Origin of the sequence: Stenotrophomonas sp. 59 (assembly GCF_030291095.1) — a bacterium.
In the GTDB taxonomy this organism is placed as follows: Bacteria; Pseudomonadota; Gammaproteobacteria; order Xanthomonadales; family Xanthomonadaceae; genus Stenotrophomonas; species Stenotrophomonas maltophilia_Q.
The window spans coordinates 4,193,660-4,206,497 of sequence record NZ_CP127408.1; the positions used below are offsets into that span (position 1 = coordinate 4,193,660).

The following is a 12,838-nucleotide window of genomic DNA, read 5'->3' on the forward strand; positions in this document are numbered from 1 at the left end:
TGCCGACCGTTGGTCGGCACGGCACCAACCGCATCCACGCATGGCGTGGATCTACATGGCCGGGGCGCCCACCAGCAGCATTTCCAGCACGAACCAGCCGACGAACGCGACCAGCAGGATCGCGCCTTCACCGCGGCTGACCTTCAGGTCGCCACGCAGCATCGGGTACAGCACCAGCGCGAACGCCAGCAGCGCAGGCAGCTCCAGGCGCACGAACGAGGCCGGCAACGCCAGCGGCTGCAGCACTGCCATCGCACCAATCACCAGCAGCAGATTCACCACGCTGGAACCCAGCACGTGGCCCAGCACCATGTCGCCATGCCCGCGACGCGCGGCGGCGATGGCGGTGGCCACCTCCGGCAGTGCGGTGCCGATCGCCACCGGCAGCAGGCCGACCAGCAGGGGCGTCCAGCCCAGGGCTACGCCGAAGTCCGCGGCGGCGCCCACCACCAGGCGCGCGCCCCAGTACAGCGTCAACGCGGCAATCAGCACGCGCAGCACGTTCAACGGCAGGCTCGTGCGGCTCAGCGCGGATTCGGCAATGGCTGCCTGCACCTCCGCGCCTTCGCTGCGGCCACGGCGCAGCAGCACCACCTGCACCACGATGAAGCCGGCCACCAGCACGCCACCTTCCCAACGCACCAGACGGCCATCCAGGCCGAACAGGATCAGCAGTACGCCAGCCGCCAGCAGCGACCACCACAGCACCGTCTGCAGGCGCGCGCGCAGCAGCAGCGGTGCGGCGATGGCTGCCACCGCCAGGGTCAAGCCCAGGTTGACGATGCTGCTGCCCACCGCATTACCCAGTGCCAGCTCCGGTTGGCCCACCGCCAGCGCGCGCGCGTTGACTGCCAGTTCCGGCAACGAGGTGGTCACCCCGAGCAGCAGCAGGCCGGCGGTGAACGGGCTGGCCCCGAAGCGCTGGGCCAGGCCGGACACAGCCTTGACGATGGAGTCCCCGCCCAGCGCCAGCAGCAGCAGGCCAAGCAGGAACCAGGCAATGGCAATGGCGATCATCGAGCACTCCCCCAGCGGTCGTGGCGCGATTCTACGCGTGGCCCACCCGTTGCGGGTGAGCCACGCTTGCGGTGGTCACAGGCAGCCTTCCACGTAGTCCACCTGCGGGGTCTGGCCGACCCGCCATCCGTCAACCTTGCCGTCGCGGGACAGCGAGAAGTCGATGATGGCCGCGCCGTCCTGTGCCGGGCGCACGCGCAGGTGCTGGGCCTTGTCGTCGTACTTGTCGGGACCGACGTCGGCGCGCTCGGGATACAGCAGCTGCAGTTCACCCAGGGTCATGCCGACCTTGCCGCCGCCCGGGGCGACAATGCCGGTGCTGGTCACTTCGTAGCGCACCAGCTTGCGGCCCTCGATCATCAGGCGCGGGTCCTCGGCCCCCTGCGGGTGCAGGTAATAGCACTCGTCGCTGCTGTCGTCGGCCGGCAGTGGCTTGCCGGCCGCGTCAGTGCCCAGCCCCTGCAGCGGCGTGCCGAAGCCGGTGCGGACCTCGGCGATGCCGGCACCCAGCTTTGCGCCAGCGAAGCCGTCCAGGCGCGCCGGGCCCTGTTCTGCGGCCGGTGCAGGCACGGCAGGAGCAGGAGCGGCAGGAGCAGGAGCGGCAGGTGAGGGAGTCGCATCAACCACGGCGGGCGCCTCGGCGGTGCGGTTGCAAGCGGCAAGTGACAGCAACAACAGACCGGCAATCGGAAGATGCTTCATCGGTGCGGTTCCTTGGCACGAAGGTGGCTGCACGCTAGCGCAATGAGCGTGCAGGCGCTGCATTGTCATCGCCGTTTCATCGCCCTCGTTCAGGCTCGGCGTGCACCGACTTGGCTGTCCCTTCCATGCAACCGCGCAAGACCGATCTCGCCCGAACCGCGCTGCAGGCCCACCGCGCGCCGCTGGACATGCGCCAGCGACGGCTGCTGATCCTGTGCGACGGCCAGCGCACTGTTGCCGACCTGACCGGCCTGCTCGGCCAGGAGGCCCCGGCGATGGTGATCCAACTGGTGCAGGCGGGCTATCTTGCGACCGGCACGGCAACGGTGGCGGCGCCCCTTCACGCCGTTGCAGAACCGGCCAATTCGGCACCGGTGAAGGTGCCAGCGACCACCACCGCCACGCCGGTCGAACGTCGCCGCTCGCTGGTAGCGGCGCGCATCTACGTGCTGGGCATCCTGGAAATGCAGCGGCATCCACAGGCAGCGGCGCTGTTCCGTGACCTGCAGCAGGCGCGTGCGGAGGATGAGGTACTGCAGCGGCTGCAGTCGGCAATGCAGTTGCTGCCCGCGCTGACTTCGGATGGCTATTGCCAGCGCGTGCGGCAGCGCCTGCTGGAGGCATTGCCATTGGAGCATTGCGACGCGTTCGCCGAGGTGGCGTAAGCGTAGGATACGGCGGCAATCATCCACGCATGGCGTGGATCTACTGCTTCATATCCCGACCGCCTTTCGGTAGATCCACGCCATGCGTGGATGCGGTCAGCGCCCGTGCCGACCAACGGTCGGCACCCACCGGGAGCGGCGACCGGTAGATCCACGCCATGCGTGGATGCGGTCAGGATCCGTGCCGACCAAGGTCGGCATCCACCAAGCTAGCGGGTTGACCGGAAATTGTTGCGCAGCCCGTTCCAGCACTGCTGGTAATCGCTCTGGCGATGGCCGGCAGCCAGCGCCTGTGCGGTCGGGCGGATCACCCCGCGGGTCTCGAACATGAAGGCCATCGTGTCCTTGATCACATCGGCCTTGGACAGATCGGCATTGGACGCCTTGTCGAAGGTCGGTGCATCCGGGCCGTGGCCGCTCATGCAGTTGTGCAGCGATGCACCTCCGGGCACGAAGCCTTCGGCCTTGGCATCGTACGCGCCATGCACCAGGCCCATGAACTCGCTGGCGATGTTGCGGTGGAACCACGGCGGGCGGAACGTGTTCTGCGCCACCAGCCAGCGCGGCGGGAAGATCGCGAAGTCCATGTTGCTGGTGCCCGGCGTGTCGCTGGGCGAATGCAGCACCAGGAAGATCGACGGGTCCGGGTGGTCGTAGCTGATCGAGCCGATGGTGTTGAAGCGTCGCAGGTCGTAGCGGTACGGCGCATAGTTGCCGTGCCAGGCCACCACATCCAGCGGCGAATGGTCGATCGGCGCACGCCACAGGCGGCCTTCGAACTTGGCGATCAGTTCGAAGTCGCCGTCGACATCTTCGAACGCCGCATGCGGGGTCTCGAAGTCGCGCGGGTTGGCCAGGCCGTTGGAGCCGATCGGGCCCAGGTCGGGCAGCTTCAGCAGCGCGCCGTAGTTCTCGCAGATGTAGCCGCGGCTCGGGCCATCGGGCAGCTCCACGCGGAAGCGTACGCCACGCGGAATCACCGCGATCTGCTGCGGCTCGATTTCGATCACGCCCAGCTCGGTCAGCAGGCGCAGCGCGCCCAGCTGCGGCACGATCAGCAGCTCGCCATCGGCGTTGTAGAAGTAGCGGCCGACCATATCGCGGTTGGCGGCGTAGAGATGGATGCCAACACCCGCGTGTGCATCGGGCGAGCCGTTGCCGCCCATCGTGTACAGGCCCTCGACGAAGTCAGTCGGCAGTTCCGGCAGTGGCAGCGGGCTCCAGCGCAGCTGGTTCGGCGAGGCCGGCTGTCCGCCGAAATCACACTGCAGCTGCGACTGCGCGAACGGGGTGAACTCGCCATGGGTCACCGCCGGGCGGATCCGGTACAGCCAGCTGCGGCGGTTGCTGCCGCGCGGCGCGGTGAAGGCGGTGCCGGTCAGCTGTTCGGCGTACAGGCCGTGGGCCACCTTCTGCGGCGAGTTCTGCCCGACCGGCAGCGCACCGGCGACGGCCTCCGTGGCGAATTCGTTGCCGAAGCCGGACTGGTAGCCGCGGGCGGTGATGGCGGGGGACATGAGGGCTCCTGGGTACGGCGAGACCGGAACGGAAAGCAGCCGAGCATGGCTCGGCTCTACAGATGAGCAGGCGCCGGGACCTGGCCCGGCGCTACCGTTGAACGTTACAGCACGCCGCGGCGGATCTGGTCGCGCTCGATGCTCTCGAACAGCGCGGTGAAGTTGCCTTCGCCGAAGCCTTCGTTGCCCTTGCGCTGGATGATCTCGAAGAAGATCGGGCCGATGCAGTTCTGGGTGAAGATCTGCAGCAGCTTGCGCTGGTGGGTTTCCGGATCGGCATCGATGAGGATCTTGTTCTTCGCCAGGCGCGGCACGTCTTCACCGTGGTTCGGCACGCGCTGGTCGATCACGTCGAAGTAGGTCTCCGGCGTGTCGAGGAAATCCACGCCCTGCGCACGCATGGCTTCAACGGTCTCGTAGATGTTCTCGGTGAAGCAGGCGATGTGCTGGATGCCCTCGCCCTTGTACGCGTCCAGGTACTCGTTGATCTGGCTCTTCGGGTCCGACGATTCGTTCAGCGGGATGCGCACAATGCCGTCCGGCGCGGTCATCGCCTTGGACACCAGGCCGGTCTTCAGGCCCTTGATGTCGAAGTAGCGGATCTCGCGGAAGTTGAACAGGCGCTCGTAGTAATCCGACCACTGCTGCATGTTGCCGAAGTACAGGTTGTGCGTCAGGTGGTCGATGAAGGTCAGGCCGAAGCCGAACGGATGCAGGTCGGCACCGGCGATCGGCTCGTAGTCGCCATCGAAGATGCTGCCGGCCGCACCGTAGCGGTCGACCAGGTACAGCATGCAGTCGCCGATGCCCTTGATGACCGGGGCACTGACCGCCTTGCTGTCCGGCTTGAAGGCGATGGCTTCGGCGCCGTTGCCCAGCGCGGTCTGGTAGACCTCCTGGCCCGGCTTCTTGAAGCGGATGGCGAAGCCGCAGGCGCACGGACCATGCTTTTCGGCGAAGTCGGCGGCGAACGAATCGGGGTCTTCGTTGACCAGGAAGTTGACGTCGCCCTGGCGATAGACGGTAATCGGACGCTGCTTGTGCTTGAGCACCGCGCTGAAGCCCATCTTCCGGAAGTACTCGTGCAGCTCCTGGCCACGGCCGGCCGGGGCGGCGAATTCGACGAACTCGAAGCCGTCGATGCCCATCGGGTTCTCGAAGGTGGTGACCTGCATGCCGGGGTTGGGGTGCGAGGCGGTCGGGACTGCGGTATTCATGGCGTGGCTCCGAATCGGTACCGCATCGGTACAAACCAGGTGCGGGCAGGTAGGGACCCGGCGAGAATGCAGGGTCTGGACCCACCCCTTATAGTTACACTTGAAACCACCAGCAAGGTGCACCGCAACATGAGCCCCGCCGATCCTGCCTCGACCCGCCTGCGTGCCTCGCACGTCCTGCTCGACCTGGAACAGTTCCTGCCGTACCGGCTGAGCGTGCTGTCCAACCGGGTCAGCGGCAACATCGCCAAGCTATACGGCGATCGTTACGGTCTGGCGATTCCCGAATGGCGGGTCATCACCATCCTGGCGCTATACCCGGGCTCCTCGGCCAGCGAGGTCTCCGACCGCACGGCGATGGACAAGGTGGCGGTCAGCCGCGCCGTGGCCCGCCTGCTGGAGCGCGGCTTCATCAAGCGCGAAACGCATGGTGACGACCGCCGCCGCTCGGTGCTGGCGCTGTCGGCGGCTGGCTTCGAGGTGTACGAGACCATCGCGCCAATGGTGATCGAGATCACCCGCAAGCTGATGTCGGTGCTGAGCGAGGAGGAGGAGCAGCTGCTGGAAAAGCTGATCCTGCGCCTGGCCGGCGACGGCCTGGAACGGATGGGCGAAGGGGTGTAACCACGCCGAGCGCGGCGATTGGTAGATCCACGCCATGCGTGGATGGCGACACAACGGTGCAGCTTCGGTGGGGTCAGAGCCCTTTCCTGCGGAAAGGGATCCGACCCCGGGGTGCGCGGGGTCAGCTCAGATGCTTGCGCCGTGCGTGGATCCACGGCACGGCCAGCGCCGCGATGGCGCCACCGGCGAAGCCGAGCGAGGCGGCAACCGTGGCCGCTTCGACCGCCCCCGGTAGCGCCAGTGCCGCAGCCACCAGCAACAGTGACGGCAGGCCGACGAAGGTGCCGAGGAAGAAGTGCCAGCGCGGTGACCAGGTGTTGAGCTGCAGCAGGCTGACCGGCTGCCAGGCTTCCGACGCGGCGTCCTCGGCGATCTTCGCCACTGCCTTGGCCAGGTCCACTTCCGGCAGCGCGCGTCCCAGGCGGACGGTGGCCAGCAGTTCGGCCACGGCCTCCACCGGCGGGAAGCTGGACGGCCACGCCACCGGTGCCGGCACGCCGTAGGCGGTCAGCAGCGGAACACTCAGCCAGGGCGCCACCAGCGGGCGCATGCGACGGCGGCCATGCACGCACCAGATCTGTTGCTGGCCGTGTGCGGTAACGCTGTACAGCGCCAGCTCGTTGGCGGGCGGATAGCCCAGCATGGTCACCCGTGCCGCCAGGCTGTCCTGCCCCATCGCACGCAGGAAGCCCGGGCGGCTGCGCCCTTCCTGCATCCACGCCAGGCCCAGTGCCCCAACCAGATACGCCTCGGCCACGTCCTTGCTGCCAGCGGTGGCGCGTTCGTCACTGGCCAGGTACCAGGCCAGCGATTTCGGTTCGGCGACGTCGTCCAGGCCCCAGCGGCTGTCGTCACCCAGCACATGGCGCACCGGCAGGCGCGCCGGAGCGGTCTCACCGCGCTCGCCCGGCTGCAGGAACGGCAGCACGCCCTGGATGAAGGTGGACAGCTCGATCGCACGCACGCCGTGGCCCTGCCATTCCGGCGGCAGCAGCCCGGCCAGCTGGCCGTCGGCGGCCAATGCATCGAGCCGGGACTTCTGCTCGACCAGCTTCTGTACCGCGCCCTTCAGCACCACGTTGTCGGGCAACGCGATCTGCGGCAGGCGGTGGCGTGGCGGCGCCAGTTCAACTGCGTCCTCGCCGGTGCCGGCGTCATCCAGCAGGGCCTCCTGCGGCGGCAGGGTCACGCCCTCGCCTGCCCCACCCTCGGCCAGGTCGCTGGCGGGTTCGGGCAATCGTTCGGCGTGGTCGCTGTGCATGGGCGTTCCGGTAGGGTGCATCGACGGGATGTCGACTGAGATCCTTGCCGGTAACGGCGAGCGCGTTGCGATATTGAGATACCGATTCCGGGAATGTGACCGCAACCACAGTAGATCCACGCCATGCGTGGATGCGACCCGGCATCCGTGCCGACCAGCTCTGCCGGCCAGCGGCCGGCACTACCGGTCAGGTGCCCATTGCTTCAGGAAGGCGCTCACCCGCGCAGGCTGGAACGCCTCGCCCCTGCGCAGCTCATCGGTGGCCTGCGAGACCAGCAGGCTTCCATCGGCATCGAGCACCAGCAGGCGCGGATAGTCGCGCTCCATCACCGGGAACTGGGCGAAGAAGGCGGTGTTGGGCTGCTCGTCGCTGGCGTTGACCTTCACCCACACGTAGTGGGCATCGCGGAAGCGGCGCAGGTCGCCGTTGCCTTCCACGATCTCGTCCAGCGCATGGCAGCGGTCGCAGGCGGCATTGCCGACTTCCAGCAGGATGCGCTTCTTGCCGCGCTGGGCTTCCACCTTGGCGGTGGCCAGGTCATCGGCGGGGTCGCGGGCCGGGTCGAACTGAGCGCCGAGCCCGGCGATGGCGGCGATGTCCGCCGCCACCGGGGTGTTGCCCGAGGCCACCGGTTCGCTGGGGTCAGCGACCGGTGGCTCGGTGGGCCGGGTATCCAGGGGCTGCGTGGGCTCGGCGGCGGCAGGCGGTTGCGGTTGGGAACAGGCGCCGATCAGCGCCGCACAGACCACCACCACTGCTCCACCGAGCTTCATGCGCATGCCATCTACCCTCTCATCGTTACTTGACGCCGTGCATCAGCTTGTTGATCAGCGGGGCGATCAGGAACAGCACCACGCCGGAGCCGATCAGGGCCCAGAACCCGAAGGTATACCCCTTCAGGGCCGACTCGACCGTCATGCCGCCTTCACCACTGACCACGCCGGCGAAGATGCCCGACAGGTTGTTGCCGATGCCGGTGGACAGGAACCAGCCACCCATGCCGAAGCCGACCAGGCGCACCGGGGCCAGCTTGGTCACCATCGACAGGCCGATCGGCGACAGGCACAGCTCACCCACCGACTGGATGACGTAGACCATGAACAGGGTCCAGAACGGGATCTTGCCGTCCACGACCATCTGCGACAGGGCGAACATCAGCAGCGCGAAGGCGGCGCCGTTGAACAGCAGGCCCAGGCCGAACTTGCGCGGGATGGACGGATTGGAACGACCCATGGCCACCCAGATCCAGGCGATGATCGGCGCCAGGGTGATGATCGCCACCGAGTTGACCGACTGGAACCACGCGGTCGGGAAGGTCCACTCACCGAACTGGCGGTTGACGATGTTCTCGGCCAGGAAGGTGAACGAGCTGCCGGCCTGTTCGAAGAACATCCAGAACATCACGTTGAAGGCGAAGATGATCAGCATGGCGATCACGCGGTCGCGCTGCACCTTGCCCTCGCGAATGCCCTCGATCAGCAGCACCACGGCCAGCGCGGTGAACATCGCGCCCAGGATCCAGGCCAGCGCGGTGGCGCCGGTGGCCAGCAGGAAGTAGGCGATCGGAATGGCCACCACGGCACCGATCAGCACCATGATGATGCGGCCGAAACCTTCAGCGCCGGCCGGCGGTGCGCCGATGCCCTTCAGGCCGGCACGACCGATGTAGAACCACACCAGCGAGATCAGCATGCCCACGCCCGAGGCGATGAACACGACCTTGTACGACGGCATTTCCGAGGTACCGAAGACCTTGCGGGCCAGGTACTCGGTCAGCACCGGGGCGATCATCGCGCCGATGTTGATGCCCATGTAGAAGATGGTGAAGCCCGAATCGCGGCGCTCGTCCTTCAGGCCGTACAGCTTGCCGACCATGGTCGAGATGTTCGGCTTGAACATGCCGTTGCCGACGATGATCGTGGCCAGGCCGAGCTTGAAGATGTGCTCCTGCGGCAGCGAGATCATGAACAGGCCGGCGGCCATGATGACCGCGCCGGTCAGGATCGAACGCTGGTACCCCAGCACCCGGTCGGCCACGTAGCCACCGAAGATCGCCGCGGCGTACACCAGCGCCAGGTAGGCACCGTAGATGCGGCTGGCGTCGCCTTCACCGGCGGCGTTGCCGTTGTAGAACTGGGCGACGATGTACAGCACCAAGGCCCAGCGGATGCCGTAGAACGCAAAGCGCTCCCAGAACTCGGTCATGAACAGCATCCACAGCGGGCGCGGATGGCCCAGCGTGGTCTTGAAGTCCGGCAGGGCCGGCTCTGGGGTGTTCGCAGTGGCGTTTACGCTCATGCGGGTTTCCTGGTTCGGTGGATGACGAGCACGTCCGCTGTGCAGTTGGAGCAACGCGCGAGGATCACCGACTTCTGGCTTTCACGTCAAATACACGCCGTTTGAGGCAGGTGCCGGCCTGCTCGCTGAACTTGCATCTGAAACGATCCAGCCCGCGGCCGGGATCCAAGCTGAATACGGATCAGCCCTGTTCTGCCGGGGGCCCGGCCTGCAGGCTGGTGCGCACCTGGAACAGCTCGGGGAAGAAGGTCAGCTCCAGCGCCTTGGCCAGGAAGCCCACCCCGGACGAGCCGCCGGTGCCGCGCTTGAAGCCGATCACCCGCATCACCGTGCGCATGTGGCGGAAGCGCCAGAGCTGGAACGCGGTCTCCAGGTCCACCAGGTCTTCGCACAGCGAATACTCGCGCCAGTAGCGGTCGGTGTCCTGGTAGATGCGTTCGAAGACCGGCTGCAGTGCGTCGTCGGCCACATGCGGCTGGGTCCAGTCATGGGCCTCGTAGACCGTCGGGACAGCATGGCCGAAGCGGGCCAGGTACTTCAGGAACTCCTCGTACAGGCTCGGCGCCTCCAGCACGGTACGCAGCTGCGCCTGCCCGGCCGCATCATGCTCGAACACCTGCAGCATCTGCGCGTTCTTGTTGCCCAGCAGGAACTCGATGTAGCGGTACTGCAGCGACTGGAAGCCCGACGAAGGGCCCAGCACGTCGCGGAAGCCCATGTACTCGGACGGGGTCAGCGTTTCCAGCACCGACCACTGTTCGGTCAGCTGGCGCAGCACCTGCTTGCTGCGCGCCAGCACCTTGCGGCACTGCCAGACTTCATCGCGCTGCAGGAAGCCGATTGCGGCACGCAGCTCGTGACCCAGCAGCTTCAGCCACAGCTCCGAGGTCTGGTGCTGGATGATGAAGAGCATCTCGTCGTGGTGCGGCGGGTTGGACAGCGGCTGCTGCGCGCTGAGAAGCTGGTCCAGCCGCAGGTAGCCGCCGTACGTCAGGCGCCCCTGCAGGTCGGTGTGGATGCCGGCTTCGAGATCGCGTTGGTTGTTGTCGACGGACATGGGTGCGGCCAGATCGGGGGCGGCAAGGGTAGCGCGTTGCCGCCATGCTGGCAGCCGCCACGTCCATACCGGGGCGTCCGGTTGGCCGTGGAGCATCGGCCGATGCCGGGCCTGCGCGTGGAACCCCATATGCCGTTGTACTGGCGGTCAGCCAGAGGCGTATTCTGATGCTTTGCAGCAACGACTGAATACGTTGTTGTTATTGGCCCCCCACCCGCCGGCAGGGGTAAAACGGGGAATCGCCGTGTTGCGGCGCAGGAAGGCTATTCCGTACGCGTTCCTTAACATGGCGATTCATATCATTTGTAACTTCTCTGTCGAAGGTGCAGTACGCAATGACGGTTGCCGCTGAATTCAAGATCGAATACCTGCAGTACCTGGACGCGGACGGCAAGCTCGTCCGCGATGACCTGCCCGCGTCGCTGCGCGACCCCAAGGTCCTGGTACCGCTGTTCAAGCAGATGCTGTACGTACGCACGTTCGACAGCAAATCCATCGCGCTGCAGCGCACCGGCAAGCTCGGCACCTATGCCGCCTGCCTGGGCCATGAAGCCGCGCACGTGGGCATCGGCGCTGCGATGCAGAAGGACGACGTGTTCGCACCGTCCTACCGCGAGTACGGCGCGATGTTCATGCGTGGCGTGCGTCCGCACGACGTGCTGATGTACTGGGGCGGCGACGAGCGCGGCAACGACTACGGTGGCAATGCGGCCAAGGACTTCCCGTTCTGCGTGCCGATCTCCACCCAGTGCCTGCATGCCGCAGGCGCCGCGCTGAAGTTCAAGCTCAACAAGGAACCGCAGATCGCGGTGGCGGTGTGCGGCGATGGCGGCAGCTCCAAGACCGACTTCTACGCAGCACTGAACTCGGCCGGCGCATACAAGCTGCCGCTGATCCTGTGCATCGTCAACAACGGCTGGGCCATCTCGGTTCCGCGTTCGGCCCAGACCGGTGCCGAGACGCTGGCGCAGAAGGGCCTGGCCGGCGGCCTGCATTGCCTGCAGGTGGACGGCAACGACCTGATCGCGGTGCTGGCAGCCATGGAGCAGGCGCGCGAACGTGCGCTGGCCGGCGACGGTGGCACCGTGCTGGAACTGATGACCTACCGCCTGTCCGACCACACCACCGCCGATGACGCGCGCCGCTACCGCGACGACGCCGAAGTGAAGGATGCCTGGCAGCGCGAGCCGATGCTGCGCCTGCGCAAGTACCTGACTACCGCCGGCGTGTGGAGCGAAGAAGAAGAAACCGCCTGGATCGCCGAGTGCGGCACGCGCGTGGACGAGGAAGTGAACCTGTACCTCAACACGCCGGTGCAGCCGGTCGAGGCGATGTTCGACTTCCTGTATGCCGATCCGCCGCCGGACCTGCTGGCCCAGCGTGCCCAGGCGATCGCCCTGGAGAAGCGCCATGGATGAGATCAAGAACGGCGCGCCCGGCGCGCACACCAACGCCGCCGACAGCGCTGCTGTCGCGCGCGGAGAAGAGAGCATGACCACCACGCCGATCACCCTCATCGAAGCCATCACCCAGGCGCTGGCCTGGGAGCTGGAGCACGACCCGTCGGTGCTGGTGCTGGGCGAGGACGTGGGCGTCAACGGCGGCGTGTTCCGCGCCACCGCCGGCCTGCAGCAGCGCTTCGGCTCCGAGCGCATCCTCGACACCCCGCTGGATGAAACCACCATCGCCGGCCTGACCATTGGGCTGGCCGCGCAGGGCATGAAGCCGGTGGCCGAAGCCCAGTTCGATGGCTTCATGTACCCGATGGTCGACCATATCGTCTGCCACGCCGCACGCCTGCGTTACCGCACCCGTGGCCGCCTGCACTGCCCGATGGTGCTGCGCGTGCCGTGGGGTGGTGGCATCCGCGCGCCGGAACACCACAGCGAAGCCAACGAGGCGATCTTCACCAACGTGCCGGGCCTGCGCGTGGTGCTGCCGTCTTCGCCGCAGCGCGCCTACGGCCTGCTGCTGGCCGCGATCCGCGAGCCGGATCCGGTGATCTACATGGAGCCCAAGCGCATCTATCGCCAGTACAAGGAAGTGGTCGTCAACGACGGCGAAGCCTTGCCGCTGGACGTCTGCTTCGTGCTGCGCGACGGTACCGACGTGACCCTGGTGACCTGGGGCGCGCAGGTGAAGGAAGCGCTGGAAGCGGCCGACAAGCTGGCCGGCGAAGGCATCAGTGCCGAAGTCATCGACGTGGCCACGCTGCGTCCGCTGGACTTCGCCACCATCGCCGAATCGGTGGCCAAGACCGGCCGCTGCGTGATCGTGCAGGAGGCTCCGAAGACCGCGGGCTTCGGCGCCGAGATCGCCGCGCGCCTGGCCGAGGAATCGATCTACGACCTGCTGGCCCCGGTCGAACGCGTTACTGGCTACGACACCCACATTCCGCTGTTCCGCCTGGAAATGAAGTACCTGCCGAGCGTTGAGCGGATCGTGGCTGCAGCCAAGCGCGCGGTGGCGGCCGGCTGAC

Annotated in this window: 12 protein-coding genes; 4 read left to right on the plus strand and 8 right to left on the minus strand. The window is 66.9% G+C overall.

Translation table 11 applies throughout. The annotated features are described in order from the left end of the window. Positions 1 to 51: 51 nt before the first annotated feature. Both QP552_RS19255 and QP552_RS19260 read right to left on the minus strand, forming a co-directional pair. Positions 52 to 1,017 (minus strand): sodium:calcium antiporter, encoded by a 966-nt coding sequence (locus QP552_RS19255; RefSeq protein ID WP_286074385.1) that lies wholly within the window; start codon positions 1,015 to 1,017, stop codon positions 52 to 54. 75 nt (positions 1,018 to 1,092) lie between these two features. Further along, positions 1,093 to 1,719 carry a hypothetical protein gene (locus QP552_RS19260; RefSeq protein ID WP_286074387.1) on the minus strand — a complete coding sequence of 209 codons (627 nt, stop codon included), beginning with the start codon at positions 1,717 to 1,719 and terminating at the stop codon, positions 1,093 to 1,095. Positions 1,720 to 1,844: 125 nt separating this feature from the next. On the opposite strand from QP552_RS19260, the gene QP552_RS19265 reads away from it, so the two are divergent. After that, the gene (locus tag QP552_RS19265; protein ID WP_286074389.1) at positions 1,845 to 2,384 is read left to right on the plus strand and encodes a hypothetical protein; all 540 of its coding nucleotides are present in this window, start codon (positions 1,845 to 1,847) and stop codon (positions 2,382 to 2,384) included. A 209-nt stretch (positions 2,385 to 2,593) separates the two neighbouring features. Here QP552_RS19265 and hmgA read toward each other — a convergent pair whose 3' ends face one another. Further along, complete coding sequence (gene hmgA, locus QP552_RS19270; protein ID WP_286074390.1) at positions 2,594 to 3,901, minus strand: homogentisate 1,2-dioxygenase; 1,308 nt, start codon at positions 3,899 to 3,901, stop codon at positions 2,594 to 2,596. 104 nt (positions 3,902 to 4,005) lie between these two features. Further along, entirely contained in the window at positions 4,006 to 5,118 is a 1,113-nt protein-coding gene (hppD, locus tag QP552_RS19275; protein WP_180836308.1) for a 4-hydroxyphenylpyruvate dioxygenase, read from the minus strand. Between the two features lie 129 nt (positions 5,119 to 5,247). Between hppD and QP552_RS19280 the strand changes: the two genes are divergently transcribed. Further along, a complete protein-coding gene (locus QP552_RS19280; RefSeq protein ID WP_010482680.1) occupies positions 5,248 to 5,742 on the plus strand; it encodes a MarR family winged helix-turn-helix transcriptional regulator in 495 nt (164 codons plus the stop codon). 121 nt (positions 5,743 to 5,863) lie between these two features. On the opposite strand, the gene QP552_RS19285 is transcribed toward QP552_RS19280, so the two are convergent. The 4 genes from QP552_RS19285 to QP552_RS19300 all read right to left on the minus strand — a co-directional run bounded on the left by QP552_RS19285 (position 5,864) and on the right by QP552_RS19300 (position 10,359). Then, on the minus strand, positions 5,864 to 7,003 hold the full coding sequence (locus QP552_RS19285) for a hypothetical protein (protein WP_106551205.1): 1,140 nt from the start codon (positions 7,001 to 7,003) through the stop codon (positions 5,864 to 5,866). Positions 7,004 to 7,183: 180 nt separating this feature from the next. Continuing rightward, positions 7,184 to 7,783: a thioredoxin family protein gene (locus tag QP552_RS19290; RefSeq protein WP_286074393.1), complete on the minus strand. Its 600-nt coding sequence runs from the start codon at positions 7,781 to 7,783 to the stop codon at positions 7,184 to 7,186. A gap of 19 nt (positions 7,784 to 7,802) precedes the next feature. Next, the gene (locus tag QP552_RS19295; RefSeq protein WP_286074394.1) at positions 7,803 to 9,302 is read right to left on the minus strand and encodes an oligopeptide:H+ symporter; all 1,500 of its coding nucleotides are present in this window, start codon (positions 9,300 to 9,302) and stop codon (positions 7,803 to 7,805) included. A 181-nt stretch (positions 9,303 to 9,483) separates the two neighbouring features. After that, entirely contained in the window at positions 9,484 to 10,359 is an 876-nt protein-coding gene (locus QP552_RS19300; RefSeq protein ID WP_106551202.1) for a tryptophan 2,3-dioxygenase family protein, read from the minus strand. A 335-nt stretch (positions 10,360 to 10,694) separates the two neighbouring features. Here QP552_RS19300 and pdhA point away from each other — a divergent pair, with 335 nt between their 5' ends. Together pdhA and QP552_RS19310 are read left to right on the plus strand one after the other, a co-directional pair. Continuing rightward, a complete protein-coding gene (gene pdhA / locus QP552_RS19305; protein WP_286074395.1) occupies positions 10,695 to 11,777 on the plus strand; it encodes a pyruvate dehydrogenase (acetyl-transferring) E1 component subunit alpha in 1,083 nt (360 codons plus the stop codon). After that, positions 11,770 to 12,837 carry an alpha-ketoacid dehydrogenase subunit beta gene (locus QP552_RS19310; RefSeq protein ID WP_019338598.1) on the plus strand — a complete coding sequence of 356 codons (1,068 nt, stop codon included), beginning with the start codon at positions 11,770 to 11,772 and terminating at the stop codon, positions 12,835 to 12,837. The genes pdhA and QP552_RS19310 overlap by 8 nt, the downstream gene beginning before the upstream one ends. Position 12,838: the final 1 nt, after the last annotated feature.

Bases quoted from the DNA above. Each gene is read 5' to 3' on its own strand.
- pdhA (WP_286074395.1), top strand. From the start codon at position 10,695: ATGACGGTTGCCGCTGAATTCAAGATCGAATACCTGCAGTACCTGGAC.
- QP552_RS19255 (WP_286074385.1), bottom strand. From the start codon at position 1,017: ATGATCGCCATTGCCATTGCCTGGTTCCTGCTTGGCCTGCTGCTGCTG.
- hppD (WP_180836308.1), bottom strand. From the start codon at position 5,118: ATGAATACCGCAGTCCCGACCGCCTCGCACCCCAACCCCGGCATGCAG.
- QP552_RS19295 (WP_286074394.1), bottom strand. From the start codon at position 9,302: ATGAGCGTAAACGCCACTGCGAACACCCCAGAGCCGGCCCTGCCGGAC.
- hmgA (WP_286074390.1), bottom strand. From the start codon at position 3,901: ATGTCCCCCGCCATCACCGCCCGCGGCTACCAGTCCGGCTTCGGCAAC.
- QP552_RS19280 (WP_010482680.1), top strand. From the start codon at position 5,248: ATGAGCCCCGCCGATCCTGCCTCGACCCGCCTGCGTGCCTCGCACGTC.
- QP552_RS19290 (WP_286074393.1), bottom strand. From the start codon at position 7,783: ATGCGCATGAAGCTCGGTGGAGCAGTGGTGGTGGTCTGTGCGGCGCTG.
- QP552_RS19260 (WP_286074387.1), bottom strand. From the start codon at position 1,719: ATGAAGCATCTTCCGATTGCCGGTCTGTTGTTGCTGTCACTTGCCGCT.
- QP552_RS19265 (WP_286074389.1), top strand. From the start codon at position 1,845: ATGCAACCGCGCAAGACCGATCTCGCCCGAACCGCGCTGCAGGCCCAC.
- QP552_RS19285 (WP_106551205.1), bottom strand. From the start codon at position 7,003: ATGCACAGCGACCACGCCGAACGATTGCCCGAACCCGCCAGCGACCTG.
- QP552_RS19300 (WP_106551202.1), bottom strand. From the start codon at position 10,359: ATGTCCGTCGACAACAACCAACGCGATCTCGAAGCCGGCATCCACACC.
- QP552_RS19310 (WP_019338598.1), top strand. From the start codon at position 11,770: ATGGATGAGATCAAGAACGGCGCGCCCGGCGCGCACACCAACGCCGCC.